The organism is Caballeronia sp. dw_19 (assembly GCF_018449515.1).
Classification (GTDB): domain Bacteria; phylum Pseudomonadota; class Gammaproteobacteria; order Burkholderiales; family Burkholderiaceae; genus Caballeronia.
Genome location: NZ_JAAVUQ010000007.1, coordinates 106,647 through 129,804, shown reverse-complemented (window position 1 = coordinate 129,804; position 23,158 = coordinate 106,647). Strand labels below are relative to the sequence as shown.

General features: G+C 59.5%; 20 protein-coding genes and 1 tRNA gene. 10 read left to right on the top strand and 11 right to left on the bottom strand.

All coding sequences use genetic code 11. The features are described 5' to 3' along the window. Positions 1–103 precede the first annotated feature (103 nt). The 3 genes from lon to HB376_RS12415 all read left to right on the top strand — a co-directional run bounded on the left by lon (position 104) and on the right by HB376_RS12415 (position 3,293). Entirely contained in the window at positions 104–2,527 is a 2,424-nt protein-coding gene (lon, locus tag HB376_RS12425; RefSeq protein ID WP_213763968.1) for an endopeptidase La, read from the top strand. Positions 2,528–2,824: 297 nt separating this feature from the next. Next, on the top strand, positions 2,825–3,097 hold the full coding sequence (locus tag HB376_RS12420) for an HU family DNA-binding protein (RefSeq protein WP_213763967.1): 273 nt from the start codon (positions 2,825–2,827) through the stop codon (positions 3,095–3,097). A gap of 120 nt (positions 3,098–3,217) precedes the next feature. Next, positions 3,218–3,293 (top strand) — tRNA-Val (locus HB376_RS12415). Positions 3,294–3,596: 303 nt separating this feature from the next. Here the strand turns inward: HB376_RS12415 and HB376_RS12410 are convergent. The 4 genes from HB376_RS12410 to HB376_RS12395 all read right to left on the bottom strand — a co-directional run bounded on the left by HB376_RS12410 (position 3,597) and on the right by HB376_RS12395 (position 6,661). Next, entirely contained in the window at positions 3,597–3,740 is a 144-nt protein-coding gene (locus HB376_RS12410) for a hypothetical protein (RefSeq protein WP_213763966.1), read from the bottom strand. Positions 3,741–4,245: 505 nt separating this feature from the next. Further along, positions 4,246–4,404, bottom strand: a complete 159-nt coding sequence (locus tag HB376_RS12405) for a hypothetical protein (protein ID WP_213763965.1) — start codon at positions 4,402–4,404, stop codon at positions 4,246–4,248. Between the two features lie 356 nt (positions 4,405–4,760). After that, entirely contained in the window at positions 4,761–5,570 is an 810-nt protein-coding gene (locus tag HB376_RS12400; protein WP_213763964.1) for a LytTR family DNA-binding domain-containing protein, read from the bottom strand. Further along, a complete protein-coding gene (locus HB376_RS12395; RefSeq protein WP_213763963.1) occupies positions 5,567–6,661 on the bottom strand; it encodes a histidine kinase in 1,095 nt (364 codons plus the stop codon). The genes HB376_RS12400 and HB376_RS12395 overlap by 4 nt, the downstream gene beginning before the upstream one ends. A 445-nt stretch (positions 6,662–7,106) precedes the next feature. On the opposite strand from HB376_RS12395, the gene HB376_RS12390 reads away from it, so the two are divergent. Next, entirely contained in the window at positions 7,107–7,589 is a 483-nt protein-coding gene (locus tag HB376_RS12390) for a GNAT family N-acetyltransferase (RefSeq protein ID WP_213763962.1), read from the top strand. Between the two features lie 190 nt (positions 7,590–7,779). Here HB376_RS12390 and HB376_RS12385 read toward each other — a convergent pair whose 3' ends face one another. Both HB376_RS12385 and HB376_RS12380 read right to left on the bottom strand, forming a co-directional pair. After that, positions 7,780–9,333 (bottom strand): mechanosensitive ion channel family protein, encoded by a 1,554-nt coding sequence (locus tag HB376_RS12385; RefSeq protein ID WP_255631301.1) that lies wholly within the window; start codon positions 9,331–9,333, stop codon positions 7,780–7,782. Positions 9,334–9,448: 115 nt separating this feature from the next. Then, positions 9,449–9,718 carry a hypothetical protein gene (locus tag HB376_RS12380; protein WP_213763961.1) on the bottom strand — a complete coding sequence of 90 codons (270 nt, stop codon included), beginning with the start codon at positions 9,716–9,718 and terminating at the stop codon, positions 9,449–9,451. Between the two features lie 95 nt (positions 9,719–9,813). Here HB376_RS12380 and HB376_RS12375 point away from each other — a divergent pair, with 95 nt between their 5' ends. The 5 genes from HB376_RS12375 to HB376_RS12355 all read left to right on the top strand — a co-directional run bounded on the left by HB376_RS12375 (position 9,814) and on the right by HB376_RS12355 (position 16,414). Continuing rightward, positions 9,814–10,080, top strand: coding sequence for a YtcA family lipoprotein (locus tag HB376_RS12375; protein ID WP_213763960.1), 267 nt, complete (start codon positions 9,814–9,816; stop codon positions 10,078–10,080). Positions 10,081–10,094: 14 nt separating this feature from the next. Then, positions 10,095–11,177: a multidrug transporter subunit MdtN gene (mdtN, locus tag HB376_RS12370; RefSeq protein WP_213763959.1), complete on the top strand. Its 1,083-nt coding sequence runs from the start codon at positions 10,095–10,097 to the stop codon at positions 11,175–11,177. 9 nt (positions 11,178–11,186) lie between these two features. Then, positions 11,187–13,328, top strand: coding sequence for an FUSC family protein (locus tag HB376_RS12365; protein ID WP_213763958.1), 2,142 nt, complete (start codon positions 11,187–11,189; stop codon positions 13,326–13,328). After that, positions 13,321–14,808 (top strand): MdtP family multidrug efflux transporter outer membrane subunit, encoded by a 1,488-nt coding sequence (locus HB376_RS12360; protein ID WP_213763957.1) that lies wholly within the window; start codon positions 13,321–13,323, stop codon positions 14,806–14,808. Before HB376_RS12365 ends, HB376_RS12360 begins: the two co-directional genes overlap by 8 nt. Positions 14,809–15,448: 640 nt before the next feature. Next, the gene (locus tag HB376_RS12355) at positions 15,449–16,414 is read left to right on the top strand and encodes an AraC family transcriptional regulator (protein ID WP_213763956.1); all 966 of its coding nucleotides are present in this window, start codon (positions 15,449–15,451) and stop codon (positions 16,412–16,414) included. 316 nt (positions 16,415–16,730) lie between these two features. Here HB376_RS12355 and HB376_RS12350 read toward each other — a convergent pair whose 3' ends face one another. The 5 genes from HB376_RS12350 to HB376_RS12330 all read right to left on the bottom strand — a co-directional run bounded on the left by HB376_RS12350 (position 16,731) and on the right by HB376_RS12330 (position 20,415). Further along, positions 16,731–17,231, bottom strand: coding sequence for a DoxX family protein (locus HB376_RS12350; RefSeq protein ID WP_213763955.1), 501 nt, complete (start codon positions 17,229–17,231; stop codon positions 16,731–16,733). Further along, the gene (locus tag HB376_RS12345; RefSeq protein WP_213763954.1) at positions 17,228–18,097 is read right to left on the bottom strand and encodes a DNA-binding domain-containing protein; all 870 of its coding nucleotides are present in this window, start codon (positions 18,095–18,097) and stop codon (positions 17,228–17,230) included. Before HB376_RS12345 ends, HB376_RS12350 begins: the two co-directional genes overlap by 4 nt. A gap of 7 nt (positions 18,098–18,104) precedes the next feature. Next, the gene (locus HB376_RS12340) at positions 18,105–19,082 is read right to left on the bottom strand and encodes a hypothetical protein (RefSeq protein ID WP_213763953.1); all 978 of its coding nucleotides are present in this window, start codon (positions 19,080–19,082) and stop codon (positions 18,105–18,107) included. Then, the gene (locus HB376_RS12335; protein WP_213763952.1) at positions 19,079–20,017 is read right to left on the bottom strand and encodes a DUF692 domain-containing protein; all 939 of its coding nucleotides are present in this window, start codon (positions 20,015–20,017) and stop codon (positions 19,079–19,081) included. The genes HB376_RS12340 and HB376_RS12335 overlap by 4 nt, the downstream gene beginning before the upstream one ends. Before the next feature lie 65 nt (positions 20,018–20,082). Beyond that, positions 20,083–20,415, bottom strand: coding sequence for a DUF2282 domain-containing protein (locus HB376_RS12330; RefSeq protein ID WP_213763951.1), 333 nt, complete (start codon positions 20,413–20,415; stop codon positions 20,083–20,085). Between the two features lie 270 nt (positions 20,416–20,685). On the opposite strand from HB376_RS12330, the gene HB376_RS12325 reads away from it, so the two are divergent. Beyond that, a complete protein-coding gene (locus tag HB376_RS12325) occupies positions 20,686–22,917 on the top strand; it encodes a SulP family inorganic anion transporter (protein ID WP_213763950.1) in 2,232 nt (743 codons plus the stop codon). Positions 22,918–23,158: the final 241 nt, after the last annotated feature.

Below are 23,158 nucleotides of genomic sequence, written 5' to 3'. Positions count from 1 at the left end.
AATTTTTTCGATTCATTGATCTTTTCCCACACGCTTAAGGCTTGCAATCCATTTTGACGGCCTTATTTACGACTGAACTGATTCCACTACTGGGGAAATGAAAATGTCAGGAACCCAACTCCTCCCGCAGGAACGCATTACTCTCCCGTTGCTCCCGCTGCGTGACGTAGTCGTTTTCCCGCACATGGTGATTCCGCTTTTTGTCGGACGACCCAAATCGATCAAGGCACTCGAAGCCGCGATGGAAGGGGGCAAGCACATCATGCTTGTCGCCCAGAAGACCGCTGCGAAAGACGAGCCGACCGAAAAAGACATGTACGAAGTGGGATGTATCGCAAACATCCTGCAAATGCTGAAGCTGCCGGACGGTACCGTGAAGGTGCTGGTCGAAGGCTTGCAGCGTGCCAAGACGCTCACGATCGAAGAACAGGAAACACAGTTTTCCTGCGACGTGATGCCGCTCGAACCCGACCACGCCGACAGCGCTGAAACTGAAGCGCTGCGCCGCGCGATTGTGTCGCAGTTCGATCAGTACGTGAAACTCAACAAGAAGATCCCGCCTGAGATCCTGACGTCGCTGTCGGGTATCGACGAAGCGGGTCGCCTGGCTGACACCATCGCCGCGCATTTGCCGCTGAAGCTCGACCAGAAGCAACACATTCTCGAGATGTTCCCGGTTGTGGAACGCCTTGAGCATCTGCTTGCCCAGCTCGAAGCCGAGATCGACATTCTTCAGGTCGAAAAGCGCATTCGTGGACGCGTGAAGCGTCAGATGGAAAAGAGCCAGCGCGAGTATTACCTGAACGAACAGGTCAAGGCGATCCAGAAGGAATTGGGCGAAGGCGAGGAAGGTGCGGATCTCGAAGAACTCGAGAAGCGCATCACCAACGCACGCATGCCTAAGGAAGCCAAGAAGAAGGCTGACGCCGAGCTGAAGAAGCTCAAGCTGATGTCGCCTATGTCGGCTGAAGCCACCGTTGTGCGCAACTACATCGACACGCTGATCGGCCTGCCGTGGCGCAAGAAGAGCAAGGTCAACAATGACCTCTCGAATGCGGAACGGGTGCTCGACGAAGATCACTTTGGCCTTGAGAAGGTCAAGGAACGGATCCTCGAGTATCTTGCGGTCCAGCAAAGGGTCGAAAAGGTCAAGGCGCCTATCCTGTGCCTCGTCGGGCCTCCGGGCGTCGGCAAGACCTCGCTGGGCCAGTCGATTGCCCGCGCAACGAACCGCAAGTTCGTGCGCATGGCGCTCGGCGGCGTGCATGACGAGTCCGAGATTCGCGGTCACCGTCGCACGTACATTGGGTCGATGCCCGGCAAGATCTTGCAGAGCCTGTCGAAGATCGGCGTGCGCAATCCGCTTTTCCTGCTCGACGAAGTCGACAAGATGGGCATGGATTTCCGCGGCGACCCGGCGTCTGCTTTGCTTGAAGTGCTCGATCCGGAACAGAACCATACGTTCGCCGATCACTACATCGAAGTCGATTTCGACTTGTCGGACGTGATGTTCGTGGCGACGTCGAACTCGCTGAACATTCCGCCGCCGTTGCTCGACCGGATGGAAGTAATTCGCCTCTCGGGTTACACCGAGGACGAGAAGATCAACATCGCGCAGAAGTACTTGTTGCCAAAGCAGATCCGCAACAACGGCCTCAAGGCTGGCGAGATGGATCTCACCGAAGAAGCGATCCGCGACATCATTCGTTACTACACGCGTGAAGCCGGTGTTCGGTCGCTCGAGCGCGAAATGTCGAAGATCTGCCGCAAGGTCGTGAAGATGCTTCTGCTGAAGAAGGCAGAAGGCGCGGTCCGGATCGACGGCAGCAACATCGACTCGTTCCTCGGCGTGCGCAAGACCGACTTCGGTCTGGCCGCGAAGGAGAACCAGGTCGGCCAGGTGACGGGTCTCGCGTGGACGGAAGTGGGCGGCGACTTGCTGACCATCGAAGCCGCTGTGATGCCGGGCAAGGGCAACATCATCCGCACGGGTTCGCTCGGCGACGTGATGAAGGAGTCGGTCGAGGCAGCGCGTTCAGTGGTGCGTTCGCGGTCGCGTCGTCTGGGTGTATCGGACGAGGCGTTCGAGAAGAAGGACATCCACATCCACGTGCCCGAAGGCGCGACGCCTAAGGACGGTCCGTCCGCCGGTATCGCAATGACTACAGCGCTGGTGTCCGTATTGACCGGTATTCCGGTTCGTGCAGACGTGGCAATGACCGGCGAAATCACGTTGCGTGGCGAAGTGTTGCCTATCGGCGGATTGAAGGAGAAGTTGCTGGCGGCGCATCGCGGCGGCATCAAGCTCGTGCTGATCCCGGAAGAGAACACGAAGGATCTGGCCGAGATTCCGGACAACGTGAAGAACTCGATCGAAATCGTTCCAGTTCGCTGGATCGACAAGGTCCTTGAGCTCGCGCTCGAACGTGTGCCAGCAGCGCTGCCGGAAGAAGAAGCCAAGCCGGCAACGCCCGCTGTTGCGGAAAAGAAGGACACGCCAGCAGCTGGTGAGTTCGTGAAGCATTAAACGCCCGTCGAGGCGCGGCCCGAAGCGGTCGCGCCGAGCCGGCGAACCAAAACCCCGCGAGGTCAGTGTGAACTGACCTCGCGGGGTTTTTTATTGACCGGTCCGCCCTGCGCTTTAGCGCGCCAGAGTTCCAGCGGAGGCTCTCTAATCAGGCTCAATCCCGGTTGACACCTGTCTTTCGGCTACTTCTAATGACCGCCGCACCTGGGTTTCCGGGGCCCGTGCTAAAGCAGCCTGTCGTGAACGTACTCTTTGCAGCATCGCCCATCCACAAACCATTATTCGGGGGATCACACAATGAACAAGACGGACCTGATCGACCATATTGCGCAACAAGCTGATATCTCTAAAGCGGCGGCCGGCCGCGCGCTCGAAGCCTTGATCGGCGGGGTCAAGACGACCCTGAAGAAGGGCGGCTCGGTGACGCTGGTCGGCTTTGGCACCTTTGCCGTGGGCAAGCGGACGGCGCGCATCGGCCGTAATCCCCGAACCGGCGATGAGATCAAGATCAAAGCGGCGAAGGTTCCGAAATTTCGCCCTGGCAAAGCGCTAAAAGATGCGCTAAACTAGCGGACTCGCTGGATACGGGCCGGTTTGAAACGGTTTCAAGTCTGGCGGAGCGGATCACACACTTTGCATAATGGGTGTGAAGATCGCTTGAGAAGGACCGCATAAGAAGATCGAGAAACGGGGTGCTTAGCTCAGTTGGTAGAGCGGCGCCCTTACAAGGCGTAGGTCGGCGGTTCGAGCCCGTCAGCACCCACCACCGTTTCGCAAGTAAGATCGAAGTAGTCTGAAGCAGCTCAGAGAAGTATCCGAAAACCCGCATGGCTATTGGCTCTGCGGGTTTTTTATTGCCTGGAATTTGTGCTGCCACTATGTCCTCTCGCTTGAGCAGGCACATCAACGCGCGCGCCAGCCAACGGATGCTTTACGTACAACTCGTCGATCCAGCGCAGTAGCGCGAGATCTGCTGCGCTGAGCGGACTCGGCGCGTAGTACCACTGGATCACCTGATGCCGACCGGCTTGACCTGCAGGGATACCTGACAAGGGACTGGCACCACCGATTATTTCTCTGCACTCAACAAGCTCGCCTTGCCGAGTGCGCGGGACAAAAAATCATTCTCCGGCGCCAATTGGCCGATCTTTGCGTTCAGCGTCTTTAGACCCACCAGCGGCTCAGTGACGGACGCGCCTACTGCGTTGAACATACCGGCCGTTCGTTCCCGCAACTGACGCTTGTATTCCGTGACCTGTCCGGATGAACCTCAAACTGCTGCACAAATCTTGCTAGCGTGCGCTCGCCACTTATTGCTGCCATTGCCACCTTTCTTTTATCTGGCTCATGATTGGCAGTCCAAATTGATTTTCCCATCCGAATAATCCGCTTCGCTTATTAACCAGGAAGCCTGACTTTATGAAATCAATTTTAAGTTTGGATCGTGCAGTCCGTGAGGTTCCACTGGTCCACCAAGCACCTGACAAATGACCCAAGACACCACCTAGACAAATCTGCCCGAAGACGATGAACATCCGCCGCTCGCGTGCGCGACGCGCCGTTCGTTTCTGACACGCGTGGGCCCAGCGTACCGACCTGGTAAAGATCGGCATTCACCTGGAGGTATTTTCGGATTGCTGTTCCTCCCGTTGACCAATTCGGGCGAACAGGTATCGCGCGTTGGCGACGGTCGGCGCGCTCAACGGCGGGGCCGATGCCTACGCGGATGACAATGCCCCTGCGTTTCGCGACGCCGTGGCGGCACCGCTCAACGACCCGCGCGCCTCGATCTGGACACGCTGCGCGCCGAACAGGCGCGGCTGAAAGCGCGTCTGAAGCGCTTCAGCGATTCTCACGACGCGCGCGATATCTGGCATGCCTTGGGGTTCGCCGATCCGGACGAGATACCCGGCTTACCGGCCGAAGCCTTTCGAGAACAGGCGGACGCTCTCAGGCAGAATGCAGATGACGCTCGATAACATCCTCGCTTCGTTGTTCGTCGATCCACGCGAGATCAAGCTCGACGGCAACCGTCTCGCCGGCACGGGGCGCGTGCCGGATGGCCCGGCAATTCATGTTCGATGACTTTCGCTCGCTCGATGGCGCAAGGGAATGGCTGCGAGCCTGATTTTACGATGACGGCGAGGTTTTCGTCGCACTGCGAACTATCGTGCCGGCAGTTGGTGTCGCTTCGCCGGTACGAGGAAGCGGCGCGCCAGCCGCCATGCACGTCCTATAAGCCGCGAAAGCGGTCCGCGTAAAGCCGGCTGACGACAAGACGGTCCGGGTGTTCCCGCAGCGTCAAAGTCAGTTTGCCCGATTCGTCGCGTTGTGCGCTGGCGATTGCATCGCAATGCACCACCGAACCTCGATGGATCTGCCAGAACCGTTGTGGGTCGAGTCGCTGCAACAATTCCTTCAGTGGGGAGCGGACCAGGTGTTCGCGTTCCGCCGTGACGACACGCACATATTTGTCGGCCGCCTCCAAGTACAGGACATCATCGACGGGCACCATCGAAATGGTGTTGCCCACGCTCGCCTGAATGATCCGCAGCGGCGAGCTGTCCTGTGCGGCATGTCCTGTCAGCGGGCTGCCGGCGGCGAGCAGTTCGCGCATCTGGATAACAATACCGCCCAGTGACGCGGGCACGTTGCTGTCGGGCAGTCGTTCTTTCAGGCGCGCACAGGTTTGTTCGAGCCGGGGCGTTTGCACGGGCTTGAGCACGTAGTCGAAGGCTGCGCGTTCGAAGGCTTGAACCGCGTATTCGTCGTAGGCCGTGACGAATACGATCAGCGGAAACGGCTTGCCGCCTTCGGGCCATTCTTCGGCAAGCGCCTCTGCACATTCAAGCCCGGTCATGCCCGGCATGCGGATATCGAGGAAAAGCACGTCGGGCTGCAATCGAAGCGCCTCTTGCGCCGCACTCTGTCCGTCGCCGACGATGGCGACCATCTCCAGATCCGGCCACAAACCAAATAGTTCGGATTGCAGGTTGGCGGCCAGCAGCGCTTCGTCTTCTGCGATCAGTGCAGTCGTTTTCATTTTTCATTGCTCCTTGAACATGGCAGCGTGATAACGGCAAGCGTGCCGCCATCGTTGTTTGGCGCTGGTTGCAGCGCCAGCGAGCCGGCCTCGCCATACAGCGTGAAAAGGCGCTCGCGCACCTGTTGCAGTCCGAAGCGGGCGCCATGGTGTGCTTGCGCGTCGAGGCCGACTCCCGTGTCACGGACAGTCAACACCAGATGGCCGGCGTGACGCTCGGCGGTCACGACCACGCGTCCGCCGCTGACCTTCGGTTCGAGTCCGTGCTTGATGGCGTTTTCCACCAACGGTTGCAGCAGCAACGGTGGCACCTGGTACGCCGACAACGGCTCGGGGAGATCGAGCTGAATCTTCAGGCGCGGGCCCATCCGGATCTGCATCAGCGCGAGATAGTCCGAGATACGCGCGAATTCCTCCGCTAGCGTATGAGACCCCGTGCGCGACGCAGCGAGCGTTGAGCGCAGGAAGCCAATCAGGTGATCAAGCATTCCCTGTGCGCGCAGTGAATCATGCCCGATCAGCACACGCAGATTCGCCAGTGTGTTGAAAAGCATGTGCGGTTCGAGCTGCGACTCGAGCAGCTTGAGCTGACTTTCCGCAGCTGTCCGTTGTGCGGTTTCGGCTCGCAGCTCGATCGCCGCCATCCGGTTGCGCGTGTAGAACACGTAGGTCAGGAAGCCGGTTGGCATCAACGCCACGCTGATGCTGATTATCATCGTGTGTGCGTTATGTGCCGCTGTGATCGGGGTATAGCGAATCCCGAGCAGGATATCGCCGATACGAATGCCGGCGAAGTAGCCAATCACCACGCTCACGACCATCCACGGCAGCATCCATTGCCAGCCTGGCCACTTTTGCAAGCCGTCGGCGTCGTTGCGTCCCTGCCGCCGCCGCTGGTACGCGAGCGTGTAGCGCCCGCCTGCCACGAGGCACTGGACGATGGCCACAACGCACGCCGCATAGACCAGATCACGCGCGAACGATTCCTGATAGATCGTGCTGTACAACCACGCGCAGCCGACCGTGGTCAGGGCATAGATCCGCAGCCTTCGCCAGAACGGCTGAAGCAGGGATAGTGTGAAAGGGGGCATGGTGTGTTTCCTGGGCAGATCGAGACGATTGTACGTTGAGGCGCCAATGGTGATGCCTGGGCGCGGTTATCTCAAGCGGACTGCGACGAACGGCCGTTTCCGGGCGCGGAACGCCGGCACAACGGTGCGACGCGCATGGACGGCGAAATGCCGTGTGTGGTTGCACAGCAGGCCGGAAGGAGCTATATGCCTGCCATGCGGCGACAGGGTCGGCCACTTCACGCCGCCATTGCGACGTTCCGCGACAGCCATTGTCATTCTGTCGGATGCCGATAGCGGCATAGGCCCGTGTCGCCCAAGATGAGCATCACCGGAACGCGCCGTCGCCTTGTGAATTCAACCGGAAGCGGGCGACAATGCAATCTCAACACGCGGCACACCATCAGTAAGCGGCTTGAATACGATGGTGCGAGCGTACTTAACTTTCTGCACCTTTCCATAAACGATGACAGACATTCATTCGATTCGTCGCGCCCATGCCACTGACCTTCCGGCGATATATGCCGGCGAACTCGACTATATTCGGCAGATCGAGCCAGAACAGGAGGGGCGCTGGAGGGATGGATTGTATTGGCACATCAAGCAATGGACCAACGATCTGGACCGCATGTTCATTGCGCAATCCGGTGAGGAGGTTACAGGGTATTGCTTCTGGGAGACCCAGGGTAACGTCGCCGTCCTCGCGTCGATTTACGTCCTGCGTGACAGGCGCGGCGTCGGACTCGGTCGACGACTCCTGGCCGAATTCGTAGCCGACGCACGCGCGCAGGGTTTCGCCACGCTTACGCTTGGTGTGAAGCCGGACAATCCAGCCCGGGCGCTCTATGAAGGCGCAGGCTTTGTCTATACGCACGACAATGGCGGTTACCGTCACTACGAGTATCTGGTGGGCAATCCAACAGCAACGGTGCCGCTCGTAACGGGATAGGCAGATTAGTAGCAGTGGGGTCTCATGCTGAATCCGCCTGCAGACTAGTCGGCTAGGAAAGCATATATATCGGCACTAATCTGTTCCGTAGACAGAATGCATAGTCCACGAGATGCGCCGGGATAGACCTTTTTCGTCGAATTTCTGACTAAATCCAGCGCGGCGCGTGGCGGCTTCGCGCCGCATGTCATCAAAAAGCCGTCAGTCCAAAAAACCTCCGTATGCGGGAAAGAAGTTGTCCAGGCGCACCGATATCTCGTGTCGCACGAGCGGCTACGTTCCGATGCAGCATGTCGAGTCCCCTTCGGGCCGACTTGTCCAAAGCGACCAGCAATCCGTCATCGGTTTTCATCAAGGGCGCAATCGCTTCGTGCGGCAGCTTGTAGACCTGACAATGCGTACGAGCCGTTGCGGTTGCCGCATGAGGAGTGCCGGTGAGCAGGCCTATTTCGCCAACATATTCCCCTGCACCAATGCAACCGATCGTCTCACGGTTGCCTTTTTCCTCTCTTGTTATTTCGATAATGCCAGAGGCGATTACATTCAGTGAAGTTTCGACCTCTGCTTCGGTGAACAATTTTTCGTTAGGCTCCAGATGACGTGGGATAAGTTTTTCCGCCAGTTTTTCAACTTGCGCGTCAGTAAGGGACTCGAACAAAAGCAAGTCTCGCAGCAGCTTGTGCGGCATTGTCATGACAGCATTAGATGACGGGTCGCGAGGCGCCGTCATGGGCACGGGTTCGTCAAGAAATCCGGCATAGAGCAATTGCCGCCTTGCCGCCCTGAGCAGCGTATCTTTCGTCGAAGCAATTGATAGGGTGCCCGCTACATGAAACGACACTCGATATAGCGTGTTCCTGCGGCCGAACTGAACCATGACAGCGCCGGGCGCAGGCTTGTGCAAAATGTCCGGACACAGCAGCGTGGCATTCAGGAGCGTTTCGATGACCCGCTCAGGCAATGCGCTCGCCGGGCACCATACGTCAACTGACGCCGCACGCCGCAAACTCGGGTAGCTCCGGTTGATAATCTCGGCTTTGGCGACGATGCTGTTCGGGATGGTGACAATATCGTCATCGTCGGTGTGGATTCGAATCGAGCGCCAATTGACCTGGACAATCTGTCCTTCCAGCATGTCGCCGATCTTGACCCTGTCGTCGACGCTGAACGGCGCTTCTATGCCGACGGCGATACCCGCGAAGACATCGGCCAATGTGTTTTGCAGCGCCAAACCAATGAAGATCGCGACGACGCCGGAAGTGGCCACCACGCCTGTGACGGACAACGCAAACACAGAATCCATCACCACGATACCGGTGACAATATAGATGGCCGTTGCTGTCAGGTCGGAGAAAAGACGTGCTTCCCGGGAACGCTGGTCTCTATGTAAGGCGAACCAAAGCAGAGAGACGACAAGCCGCGCGCCAAGTACCCACCACGCTCCTCCAACGAAGCGGATCGCTATTTCCCCTGAGCTCAGGTGCCCATGTGGCGCAGCAAAGATCGGAAACACGTCTTGCCGATCCAGGTAAATACTAAGGATGACGAAGCAGATAAGATCAAAGCCAGCACGAATTCGCCTTGACCAATGCCTCAGGCTCATTGACGCGGCGATCGTTATGACGATCAGGATCACTGCCGGAATAACTGTCGGGGCCATTTTGTCCATTCTCGATAGGATGCCGATGCCAGTGTACCCGTGGCGAACGAGAGCGTCGTGGCGCTTGCCAACCTTGTCGAACAAGTGTCCGGAACTCCATGACGTGCCCGGTCTGGAAGTTTTCAAAAAATCGATTGGCCTTGCGCTTGTTTCATGCGGTTCGCAGAATATCGGTCTGCATTGAAGGAAACGACCGTCCTCAGCGAGTCGATCTCGCGATATTTGTCTGAGCTCGACAAGTCGATTTTATGACTTTTAACGGGTAAGCTAAGACGTCGCGGCAGTTGAGGTTGCGAGCGCAAAAGATCATCATGTCGCGTTGCGTGACCGCCTTGCGGGTTAATCTGCTTTCCAGGAGATTTGTCATGTCGAAGGTATCGACGACCGAGGCGAACGCCACGCTAAGCCAGCAGAAGCTGCCGGTGAAAGTCGTGACGGTTTTTTTTGTTCCTCCGTCCGGATCGCGCATGATAGCGTGCTCAACGCGCAAAGCGCTGAGCCGCAACGGCGAACGCTATCTTCGAGCCGCCACACGCATCCAACGCTCATCAGGGAGAACATGCAATGAGGTCGTCCGGCACTGTGGCCACTGCGGTACTTGTGAGCATGTACGTGACTGGTTGCTCCCGGTCGCCGTCGGTCAACGTGCTCGGTGCGTACTTCCCTGACTGGCTGTTCTGCATCATCGCCGGCGTAGTTCTTACAATCATATTTCATGTCATCGTGCAACGCACTCACCGTGGCCTCTGGTTCGGGCCGCCGGCGCTGGTCTATCCGGCGCTGGTCACGTTGCTCGCGCTCGTTGTCTGGTTGATCTTTTTCCAACATTGAGCGGGGATGAAGCGATGACAACAAGTGCAAACAAGCCACCGCGCAAGATATGGCCCGCCATCGTTCTGGTGCTGGTGACGCTGCTGGTGCTGATCCTCGTGATCTGGATGCTGGACAGGTCGCCGCGCACCGACGACGCCTACGCGTACGCCGATACCATCGACGTGGTGCCCGAGGTCAGCGGGCGCATCGTCCAGTTGGCAGTGCGTGACAACCAGGCCGTCAAGCAGGGTGACCTGCTGTTCCAGATCGATCCGCGACCCTACCAGGATGCACTGGCGCGCGGCCAGGCAACGCTGGTTGCGCTCGACAAGCAGATCGCATTGACGCAGCGCAGCGTCAATGCGCAGCAGTACAACGCCGAGTCGGTGCGGGCAGCGGTCGAGGGTGCGCGGGCTGCGGCCACCCAGGCCGGCGACACGTTGCGCCGCACTGAGCCGCTGTTGCCGCAAGGTTACGTGTCCGCCGAGGATGTCGACCGGGCGCGCACCGCGCAACGCGCTGCCCAGGCGCAACTGAGTGCGGCGCAACTGCAGGCGCAGCAGGCGGCGGCGGCTGTCAGCGGGGTCGATGCGCTGGTCGCGCAGCGCGCCGTCGCGCTGGCCGAGATATCGCTCGCTGAATTGAACATCGAATACACGACAGTGCGCGCGCCGTTCGACGGGCGGGTCGTCTCGCTGAAGTCCTCCACCGGGCAGTTCGCGTCCTCACTCAAACCGGTCTTCACGCTGATCGATACGCGGCACTGGTACGTGGTGGCGAATTTCCGCGAGACCGAGCTCACGCATATTCGCGCCGGCACGCCCGCTACGGTTTATCTGCTGAGCGATACGGGCCGGCGCTTTCACGGCGCGGTTGACTCGATCAGCTACGGGGTCTCGCCGGACGAAGGTGGCCTCGCATTGCCGGGCGGTCTGCCGCGCATCGAGCGCACCCTCAACTGGGTACACGTATCGCAGCGCTTCCCAGTCAAGATTCTGATTGAGCGACCCGATCCGGAACTGTTCCGCATTGGCACGTCGGCGGTCGCCGTGCTGCAGCCTGACGCCGTGCCCACGCGCGGCAACGACGGGCAGGCTCATGGCCAGGCCAACTGAGACGCCGATATGAACGCGACCGACTATCTGCCCGGCAGCCTCGTCGACGCGCACCGCTTTTTGCGCGGCCAACTCACAGCCTATCCGGGGCGCACCAACGTGATGCTGCGCTGCGTGCTGGCAAGCGCCATTGTCATTGTCACGTCGATGACCCTTGAAGTCCCCTTGCTGGCGCTTTCGCTGCTGGTCGTGTTTTACGTCACGCAGTCGAATGTCGTGATCACACGGCTGGTGGGCATCATGTTTATGCTCGGTTCGACAATGGCGATCGGCCTCTCGATCCTGCTATTGAAATTTACGTTTGATTATCCGCTGATGCGCATTGTCGCGGCGAGCCTGTTGTTCTTCGGCAGCGTGTACCTGATGCGTATCCTGAAGATCGGCATCGTGTTTTTTATCGTCGCGATCGTCATTATCTACGTGCAGAGCTTCGTCGACCAGACGGATGAGGCCGAGCTATTGATCCGCGGCGTGCTTTGGGTATGGGTGGCGGTCAACTATTCGATCGTGCTGACGCTGGTGATCAATACCTTCTTCTTGCCAGCCGAACCGCAACTTCAATTGAAGGCTGAAATGCACCGGCAACTCACCGCGGTCGACGCGCGTCTTTCGCACCTGCTCGACGGCGGTCCGGCGCCCGAACCTGTCACGCCGATCGCGATTCAGCAAGGCTCGCTGTCGCTGCAGAAGTTGCTCAAATTCACTGCGATGCGTGACGCTCGCTATCGAGAGGAAAGCACGTACCAACTGGCCTGCATTGCCACGGTGTCGCGCCTGTATGGCGCGGCCCGCGAACTGCCGTCAGACCCGTCGGAGGTATCCGTGGCCGCGCGGGGCGCACTGTATGAACTGCGCGAGAATTGCCGTGCGCTCGACGGGGCCATTGCCGCAGATCAAGCGTACCGCGCGGTACATCGGGCGACGCTTGCGCCCGGCGACGTTGTAAGTCCCCATGGCGCTGCGGCAGAGATGCAACGCGCGCTGAACGCATTCGACGACCTTGCCGCACGCGCCGGTTCCGGTGACGGTACGGCCGCCAAGGAACCGATGGTCGTACCCGACGCCTTCAGCAATCCTGCCTATGTGCGCTTTTCGCTGAAGACGCTGCTGGCAGTACTGGTGTGTTATGTCTTCTACAACGCCACGGACTGGCAAGGCATTCACACGATCATGCTGACCTGCCTGATCATTGCGTTGCCAAGCTTGGGTGCGTCGACACAGCGCGCGATATTGCGGGTCGGCGGTGCGCTGGTTGGCAGCGGCTTGGCGCTCTTCATGGTGGTGTTTGTGATTCCCCATCTGGACAGCATCGTTGGTTTGCTGTTGATGTCGTTGCCCGTCATCGCGCTGGGTGCATGGGTGTCGGCCGGATCGGAGCGCATCAGCTACGCCGGGGTGCAGATTGCGTTCACCTTCTCGCTGGCGCTGCTCGAGAAGTTCGGGCCGACCAGCAACCTCACCGAGATTCGCGATCGCATGGTCGGGATCCTGTTGGGTGTGGGTGTTTCGACGCTGGTCCAGATGTCATTCTGGCGTGAAGGAGAGGGCGACGTATTGCGGCAAAAGCTGGCAACGATGCTGCGCTCGGTGAGCGTGCTCCTGCGTGCGAATCTTGCTGATGGTGCACCGCCAGCGGAGTTGCCGTATGCCCAGCAACAACTGCAGACGTGGGCCGCGCTCGCGGATTGCGAGGCTGTGCTGGCGCGGGTTGCGGTAGAGCCGAACTGGCAGGAGGGCGTGCATGCGCAATTGACGCTGCGTGCGCAAACGGTTCTGGCCCAAGGGCGTGAAATCATGCTAGCCGGTAATGCGCTTCACAATGCGGTGAGCGCTCAGGCTGCATTTATGCGCAGTGAAGTTCGCGATGCCGCGCGCGCCATTCAGGAGCAGGCTGCCGCCCGGCTAGCTGCTTACGCGGACGATCTCAGCGTCAATCCGCCGGCCGCGCAGGCGCTGCCGCGGCTCTCGCTGGGCCTGCTGGAACAGCAGGGTTTGCGCGACATCGACCACGGCGCCGCAGACGCTGACCTTTACCACACACAGCCTGCGGTTTGCGCACGCACCCTCATTGATCAGTTGTCGGGGCTGCCGGACTGGCGTGCCCCGGATTCCGCTCCCGTGGTTCCGCGTGAGTCTCATCAGAATGATTAAGCGAGAGCGCTTCACTCCACCGTTGTTTCTCCGCCGCGCCGTACTGACTGCGTTAATCGGTTGCGGACTCGCCGGCTGTGCGCTGATTCACCACGACGGCAAGCCGATCGACGCGATCCGGCCCGAACAGATCCGTCTCGCCGACGACATCCATCTGGCGCGCGATGGCTGGCCGTCCGCGCGCTGGTGGACCGCGTACGGCGATCCGCAGCTCAACGGCCTGATCGAGCGCGCGTTGGCCGATGCACCGACCATGTTGATTGCGCGAGGGCGGGTGGCGCAGGCGCAGTCGGATGTCGAACTGGTCAAGGCGGGCACGAATCTGCAGGTGACGGCGCTCGGCGCGATCGATCGTGAGCACGTCTCGGGAAATGGTTTTCTCGGGCCGTTCGCGTTGAACGTACCGGCGGAGGGTTTCACCGGGCCGTGGTACACCTCCGGGATCGTTGGCCTTGGCGCGAGCCTCGACGTCGATCTGTGGGGGAAGCAGCGTGCCCAGGTGGCCGCGTCGTTGGGCGTACACAATGCGCGGCTTGCCGAGCTGGCCGCGATCGAACTGGAAATCTCCACGGACGTTGCCCAGTTGTACTACGGAATCCAGACCACCTATCAGGTCATCGACTTACTGGGGCAATCGCGTGAGGTCGCGGCATTCGCTGTCGAGACGCACCAGGCGCGAGCGGCCCGTGGACTCGAACCGCAGACCCAGACTCAGGAGGCACGAGCGGGATTGCTGGCCGTGCAACAACAGATCGTCGTGGCGCAAGGGCAGATCAAGCAGTTTCGTGAATCGTTGCGAGCGTTGATTGGAGCTGGCGCGGACGATCTGCCGGTGATCCAGCCGGTGCCTCTGCCGCCATTGCAGGCGGGTTTGCCGTCCACGCTCTCGTACGAGCTGCTGGCGCGGCGTCCGGATCTGCAGGCGATGCGCTGGTATGTGCAGGCCTCGTTCGATCGCATCGATGTGGCAAAAGCGGCGTTCTATCCGAGTTTCGATATCAAGGCGTTTTTCGGCGTCAACGCGCTACATTTGGCGGACCTGTTCACGCATGCGAGTCAGCAGATCAATCTGATTCCCGGTCTTTATTTACCTATTTTCGATGGTGGTCGTCTCAACGCGAACCTTGGTGGCGCGCGGACTGCGAGCAATACGCTGATCGAGCAATACAATGAAGCTGTGCTTAACGCAGTTCGCGACGTCGCGGCGACGGGCAGCCGGTTGCAGGACCTGGACACGGAAGCTGAGCTCCAGACGCAGAAAACGCAGGCAGTTTCCTTTGCGTCGCAGAGTGCTGAGGGGCATTACCGCAGTGGCTTGGGTAGCCGGTTTACCGCGACGCAAGCGCGCGAGCCCTTGATCGAGGAGCGGCTCGCGCTGCTTAAGATTACCGGCCAGCAACTGAGCGGAGAAATCACGCTGACCAAGGCTCTGGGCGGGGGATATAAAAGCGATCCAGGCGTTGCGTTGACGCCGCGCTGAACGCGCGTGCGCCGGCAAGAAAAGGGTCCCGAATCTGGTTCTGGCGGCAATCTGAGCCACCCGTGTCACGGTTCGACCGTCACCTTCGGTCGGCAATTGCCGCGGCGGCGATGTAGAACACCGCCGCAGTTTCGCGACGGTCAGCTTTCCAGAAAGGCCGGCAGGTCCTGGTTGACCTGATATGCATTGACTACGCACATGCCGTGTGAACCGCCCAGTCTTTCCTTCGTTTCCTCGCGCTATCGATCAACGGGATGGGGTCGTTGGTGTATATCAATCTTCGGGGAAAGCCTATAGCGCAGCGGAAATACGACGTCGAGTTCGTCAAGGCCGGCTCCAACCGGAAGGTGGTCGCGCTTGGCCTGATCAACCGCGAGCATGTTTGGTCGAATTCAGAAATCCGTAACTTGTGACAGAATAAAATAGTGGGGTCGTTGCAGGAAACTGGAGTTCGGCGTGTTCGGCGTGGCTGACAGACGTGGTTAACGGAGTAGCGGATTAAGGGGGGCGCTAATGATCACCAGCTTCACATCGGACAGGGCAGCGGGGCGACAGTCCTTGGGAGTAGGGGCCAGTTGCCATGGAAAAACTTCCGCGGCCGGGAGACGGCATTTGCGACCCATCGCCCGCAAATAAAGCCATGGCTCAGAGCGTCCTGTCATCGCCATGCCGTGCGAAATTGATCTCCATTGACGAGATCCTGAACGCGCGGCCCCAGCGGCCGATTGCGACCACCCGCGAGCGCGGTTGGAATGGCTTGACGGCCGATCTTCATCGCCCCTACTTCGGTTGCGCCGAAAGCTACGCGGGTCTCGACCATCACCTGATCTGTTATTGCCCCTCGGGAGGCGCCAAGCTGGTCCAGACCCGCGCCGGAGCCATTCATGCGAGCGTTATCACAGCCGGCACCTCGTATATCATGCCCGCCGGTTACGACTCGACGTGGGAAGGGGATTCAGGATTGTCCGCAAGGCTACGCATTCCGACATCGCTTGTCGCGTGCGCGGCGGAGCAACTGGGCCAACGAAAAGGCCAGGTGGAAATCCGCAATGTGTTTCAAGTGCGCGATCCCGTGATTGAGCGGCTCGCGCAGACGCTGCTTATGGAAATGGACAGGCAAGCGCACCCGGTCCAGGTGTTGATCGCCGATGCAATATCGACAGCCCTGGCAGCCCACATGCTGCGAAGCTACAACGTATTCGAGGCGGTGGAGTGCTCGCCGGAGCGTGCGCTTGGCAAGCTCGAAATTGTCCGATTGACTGAATTTATCGAAGACAATCTGGGCCGGACAATCAGCCTTGAAGATCTGGCGTCGGTCGTGAACGTGAGCCGGTTTCATTTCAGCCGTTTGTTCAAACGCAGCACCGGTAGCACGGCCATCAGCTTTGTGGAGCAGTGTCGAATCCGCCGGGCTCAATCGCTGATTACCGACACCGACCTGCCGCTCGCGGAGATTGCGTTGGTGGTGGGCTTTGTCGACCAAAGCCATTTCACCCGACGATTTCATCGTCATGTCGGGTGCACCCCCGCAGTCTTCGCGCGCGAACAGGGGCGGCGACGTTCAGGGTTGCGAAAGGTGCAGTCGAACGGCAAGGGTCGACAATAACGGCGATTATTGCCGTAGAGCGTGCCCTTCGTGAAACGGGAATGAGACGGAATACGCCGACCTTTTCTCGCAGGCCGGTGCGCGGCTCATCGCACACTATCGCGAACAGATCGAATTTTTCGCCGCCATACAGGGAGCGGCGCGAGGTGCAGCTTGCAGATCGACGAAATCGAAAAAAAGTTGCGCCTCCGTGCCCTCGGCGTGTCCGTTGTTTTCCTCTGGAAGATTGTAAACGCGATCAATAATTCGGATAACTTATTAATTTAATGAACCATCACCACCGAAAACTGACAGATCCAATGGCATTGCGGTTAAGTCAAATATCCCGTGGATATAACCAGCGTTTTATCAAGCGATCCAGCGACAGAGGTCCTGGACCGAGCGCCATGATTCCGACCGCGAGCGACGCCCAATACAGATGGAAATTCGCCCAGCCGTCGGGGAATACCAATTGAATCACCCCTGTCATGACCAGCAGGGCGAGTGCCGCGAACCTGGTCGCGAATCCCAGAACGAGCAAAACGGGCAGCGTTATTTCCGCGATGGCAACTATAAGTGCAACCGTGTCAGGCGCTGGAAAACCGTAGGCTCCGCCGAAGAGGTGAACTTTGAATTGATCCTCGAACAGGAAGAGCGTTGCCGGCGAGATGGACAGGAAACCGTCCCATCGAGTAAGACCAGACCGGAAGAACGGAAGCGCGAGAGCAATCCGCATCATTGGCGGAGCGAATACTGACCCGAGCGCCTGGATTTTCTCCAGAGCCGCGCGAATCAGCAGTGCGAAACGGCCTTTCGTCCGTGCGTGAACCTGACTCATGCGACCCTCGAAATCGAGCTGAACTCAGAACCTTCTCGCACGGTCCATCCGACGATCGCATTGATCGCGAATAGATCTTGAAGTGCGCCGGCCAGATCGAAATCGCCATCCTCGTCGAGTGCGAGAGCCGTCGCATCGGCCACCGACGCTCCGGCCGCGAGGCCTATGACGAAAGTCGCTGCGCCAGCAGGCAGTCGGCGAACCTCGACCTCGGCAATGGGGCGTACGACAAGAGCATTCTCGCCGCCGCTGGAGATGTCGATTGCAGCAGGATCACCCGCATCGATATTCATCAGCCATATCTGGACGACGGGAAAAGACGACCGTACTACGCGTACCGTGGGATGCAGCATAAAACCAATCTGCGGAAGGCTTTGGGAATCGATCGTGGCAAGCGGGGCGGGGTCGACCGGGGGCGCCTCTGCGGCGTGATACGCCTCCACCCATGCGCGCTCGAGCCGGGCGACATCACGCAGATACGGCACGCTCTTCGCGGGCTCAAACCTTTCGATGAAATCCGGGAACGTTTCGCCGTAGTCAAGCACGACAGGAGACCTCGGTGGTTCGAGCGCGACGTAGACGCGGGCCATCGCCGCGAAGAAGTCGTGGCCGACGATGCGGCACACAGCGGGATAGGCCGCCTTCAGCGCCTCGACGAGACCCGCTACGACATTGTTCCGATACACGTTGAAGCGTTTTTCGCTGGGTTCCCGATCTGGGCCGATCAGACCGCGAGGGACAGGCATGTTGGGATCCAATAGCGCCGCAGCGAAGTTCCTCTGCTGTTCGCACAGGCAATCAGCATTCAAGCCGGCGCTGCCACCCAGCGGTCTGGCGGACACTTGAAGTGTTTTCTCGCGTGTCATTGCGCTCTCACGAACGAAGCGGGCGTTGAACGACATTTGTCCAGAGCTCGCGAAGACTGTCGACACCGCCGGCAGTTGAACTCCAGAGTGTGGTATCGCTAACGAGGAGGCTACCGTTGAACGTTTCTGGCCGAGACTGCAGGAGGGCATCGAATGTCGCGTGGTCACGCGTAAAGGGATGCGGCGGTGCGGTAGGGTCGATCCGTTGACTGGCCAGCACGTCGAGTTTTTCGACAGCCTCGCCGAGACGCTCCAGTTGCGGCAGATGCGGATGCAGATTGAACGTGCTGACTCTCTCAAGCAGACCTAATCGATCAAGTTTTGTATCGGCCTCAATTGGCGCCGGGGAACCGTCTGCTTTGGGCGCTGGCCTGAGTCCAAAGCGATTTTCCACCGCTACGCCGAGACCCGCCAGCAGCGAGCGCGCCAGGCCGCCGAACTGTTGCCGCGGCGGAATCGTCTTGTCGCCGTGATGCTGGAATTCTGCAATCTGACGTTGCAGATGCTCGCCTTCCGGCAGGTCCGTTACATCGCCAATGTCGTGATGCGGACAGATGAAGGCGAGATGGTCGCTGTGTCCAAGGAACGTGCGGACCGCTTCTATTTCCGCGCTTCCCGCTGTCTGAGCTGTTCTAAGCGAATCGAAACTGATGACGATGAGCGTGTCGACGCCGCTCAGAAGGCGCGCATCGAGCGGTGTGAGCGTCCCGTCGTCCGTGACACGTTCGATCTCCCTGACGCTCTGACCAGTCAGCGTTGCCGCCAGATCGACGAAGGCGGTGAAGTTGCGCTTCATGATGTGGTCGAGGAAACCGGCAATGCTCTGGTCAAACTGATGCGGGTTTGAGAATTCATTGAATCTCGGGAAACCCATCCTGCGACTTTCGAAGAGCGCCGGAAACCGATCTTCGATCACATGGAGAGGCGCGCCGTTCTCGCCTGGCCGGCTCCACGCGTAATAGACAAGGACTTGCCGCTTGATCATGTTGTCTGTCCCTCTGTGATGGGGTGTTGGGTGATGAAGGACGGCCGCCTGTATGCGTGGTCGACACCTGCCGCTTGGGTGGCTGCCTCAATGACGGCGTCAGCTCGCTCGGCTTCCGCCTTGAGCGTTGACCACTCGGGTATGTTCGCGTCCCATTCAATCAATGTGGAAACCGGACCGGTCCCTTGGATCACTCGTGCGAAGAGGTCCCATACGATGTCGGCGACGTGACGGTCGTGGGTATCAATAAGCAGCGGACGATTTTTTTCGTCTGTCTCCTGTGCGTGGCCGGCCAGATGGATCTCTTGCACGGCCGCGAGCGGGTAATCATCGATATATACAAAAGGGTCCCACTGCTGATTGATCGATGCAACGTACACGTTATTAACGTCGAGCAAAAGACCGCATCCCGTTCGTTGCACGACGGCCGTAATGAAGTCGGTCTCCGAGTACGTGCTTTCCTCAAAGGCCAGATAGGTGGAAGGATTTTCCAGCAACATCTGCCGGCCGAGGGCTTCTTGCACCTCGTCGATGTGGTCCACGACGCGTGCCAGGCTCTGTGTGGTGTACGGAACCGGCAGCAGGTCGTTGAGAAAGCCGCAGTCGTGGCTGGACCAGGCAAGGTGCTCGGAAAACAACCCCGGTGCATAGCGAGCGACGAGTTCTTTCAGGCGTTGCAGGTGATTCCGGTCGAGAGGACGGTCTGCACCAATGGACAAGCCGACACCATGAACCGATAGCGGATAGGACTCGCGTATGGCCGACAAAAAGCGGTGCGGAGGGCCGCCTGCGCCCATATAATTTTCTGCATGAACCTCGAAGAAACCGACGTCCGGCCGTGATTCGAGAATCGTGCGGTAATGTTCGGCTTTAAGCCCAACCCCGGCGCGCAGAGGCAGCCGCCGTTGGGTACCAAGAGAGTGTGACTCTGACATAGCCGGCCGTTGTTGCGGTTAGAACTGCGGGGCCGGGCCCGACGGTGCCCAGCCACTGATCGATCTTAGGCCTTGGGAGACAGGCTTCCGGGCCCACTTGGCGTGGAGATGGTTGTGCAAGTTCCTTTGGGCACCAGCTTGAATGCGTTGCCCTGGTAGTCAGTCGCGCTCGTCCCGGCGCAGGTGGTGCCTGCACCTGCATAACAGTCGTTTTGCCCCTTCAGGGCCGTGCCGAAACAGGGCTCGACTTTGCCCGACTTGACGAGCGCCGTATGCTCGGCCTGAATCTTCTTTTGTGCCGCGGTGAACTCCTGTGCATTCGCAGAGGTGGCGGTCAATGCGGCAAGGGCGGCGGCGAATGCACCGGCGACGAGAGTGGTGGTTTTGTAATCGGCCATACGTTTTTCTCCGACGTTAAAAGAGAGCAGCGATCTAAAGACATAGCGACAAAGCTGATGCTCGTGAGTACGGTATGGACAACGGTCATGCCGGGCCCCGCCCTGGTATGCGAGCGATGGTGAGACGCAGCACAGTCAGCATACGGAATCGGAGTCAGCGGAAGATTGCACGGTCTTGCGCCATTTGGTATTGGATTGCGCTCAACGAGCGCAGAGCAGCGGTTCGAACAGGCGGGAAACGGCTTTAATTGGCCAAGAGGGGCGGCGAATATGAAATCAGCGCGTCTCCGATCGATAGCCCGCGACGCTACCGGCGCCCTTGCGGGCGCGTTGACCGTAGTTCCCATCATCCTCAGTTGTGGCGCCGTGCTGTACGAAAGCATGGGCCCGGCCTGGGTGACGGCGGGCATATCGGCTGCCTTTGTCGCGGCGGTGGTGGCGGCCATCGTCACGGCACTGCTGGGCAAGACGCCGTTGCACATGAATTCACCGAAAACCACGCATGCCGCCATTTTGTCGGGGTTGATCGCAAGCGTGGCGACGGACCCATCGTTTGCCGCCGCAAATGCCAGTGGGGGCGCCGCGCTCATCCTGGTAGCGTGCACCGCGTTGCTGGTTTCCGGCATCGTTCAGACGATTCTGGGCGCCTCCCGCCTCGGCCTGCTCGTCAAGTTTGTTCCGTATCCGGTGCTCGCGGGCTTCATCAATGGGTTTGCGATCCAGATCATCCTGAATCAACTCCCCCGCGCCCTGGATATCGATGGGCCGCAAGAACTGCTGCGGGCGTTGAACGGCACGGTGCCGGTCAACTGGTGGGCTTTGGGATTCGCCCTCGTGTCCGGCGCATTCGTCATCGTGGCGAAAAAGAGAAGCGGGCCTGTTCCAGCGGCATTGATCGGTCTTTGTGCCGGGACCGCACTTCAGATGTTGTGCTTGCGGCTTGTTCCCAACGACGACCTGGGCGCCACGATCGGAACGCTACCGCCCGGCGTACCGCTGATCTTGCGCATTACCGACATCCTGAACTTCATCAGATCCGCAGGCTTTCGCAATCACGCCGCGGTAATACTGGCGACCGGCATCACGATCGCCCTTGTGTCGTCAATCCAGTCCCTGCTGAGCATCTCGAGCACCGAACAACTCTTCGGGGCGCGCCACAACAGTAATCGCGAACTGGTCGTGCAAGGCGTCTCCAACATCGCGTCGGCCTTGTTTGGCGGTGCGCCGAGCGGCGGATCGCCCAACATTACCCGCATCGTCCATGCAAGCGGAGGACGTACCGGCGTGGCCAACTTCGCGTACGCATGTGTGCTGCTGGCGCTGTCCTATGGGTTGAACCGGGTCGTCGGCCAGATTCCACTCTCGGTCATGGCCGGCGTTGTGATCGTGACCAGCGCAGAGGCGATGGATAAGTGGACGCATCAATTACTGCTCGCCGTGGGTTATGGCGGCCATTCTTCGACCCGCTGGGAGATTTTTCTTAACCTGGCGATGGTGTTTGTCGTGACCGTGCTAGTCGTCTTCACCAGCGTACTGGTTGCGTTGGGTGTGGGTTTCGCTGCTGCGTTGATCGCGTTCATCTATCGCTCGAATGCCCAGATGATTCGCCGCATACACCACGCCACGCAGCTTCGCTCCAGAACGCGGCGCTCGCGTGCTTCGCTTGAAGCGCTTGGCCAGCATGGTCGCCGGATCGCTGTCGTTGAACTCGACGGTCCGCTTTTCTTCGGCTCGGCGGAGAGGGTGGAGCGAGTGGTCGGCGATGAATTATCCGGCAGCGACTGGGTGTTGCTCGACCTGAAACGCATCAGCCATTTCGACAGTAGCGGCGTATTGATGTTGAAGCGACTCGATGAACTGCTGGTCAGGTCCGGCAGGCGCCTGTTTTTCGCACCGCTTCTCGCCGGTGGGCGCCGGCGGAAGTTTCTGGCGGAATGGGGGCTGACGAAGCCGGAAGCCGAATTGCGCGTATTTGAAAGCACGGACGTCGCGCTATCGCAGGCTGAAGACGAACTGCTCGACCAGTTGGCCGCGCAGGAAAGCGATCAGGAGAGCGATCACGAGATGGACCTGGCGGCCTTTCCGGTGACTCAGGAGATGACCGATGACGAGCGGGCGCTGCTGATGAGCCTGGCGACACGCAGGACATTTGCCGCCGGCGATGTCGTGCTCGGACGCGAGGACGCGCGTGGTGGTTTGTTACTGCTGACGCGAGGCCGGCTGAGTGCTCTCTGGGAAAAGGACGGCAAGGCGTTGCGTGCTGCCAGTTACCGGGCCGGCATGGCGCTCGGCGAAATACCGTTGATGCTGGAGCGGCAGCGCCTGTTAAAGCTTGTGGCCGATACGCCCGCTGTCTTGCTGGAGTTATCGCCTGACGCGCTTGCACATTTGCGCACGACGATGCCGGGCCTTGACGCGAAAATGATGCGGAATTTGAGCATTGAAATTGGCTATCGCCTCTGTGACTTGCTGGAGACGCTGAGAGATATCGAGGGCGATTGAGCGGCGCGCTTTCGCTGCTGCGCCTCGCAAATTGTTCCGGCAGCAGGGCGATGAGCAGTCTTTCGCAAAAGGTGTACACGGACAGCAGCGAGCCTGCTCGATCGATGTATTCCAGGTTGCCCGGCCATCCGCATAGGGTGACTCTTGCAACATGACCCCTCGCAAGTGGCCGCCGCCGTTGCCGCCGTTGCCGCCGTTCGCAACGGCGCAAGCGGATCGGCGACGTATGAAAACGTCCCGA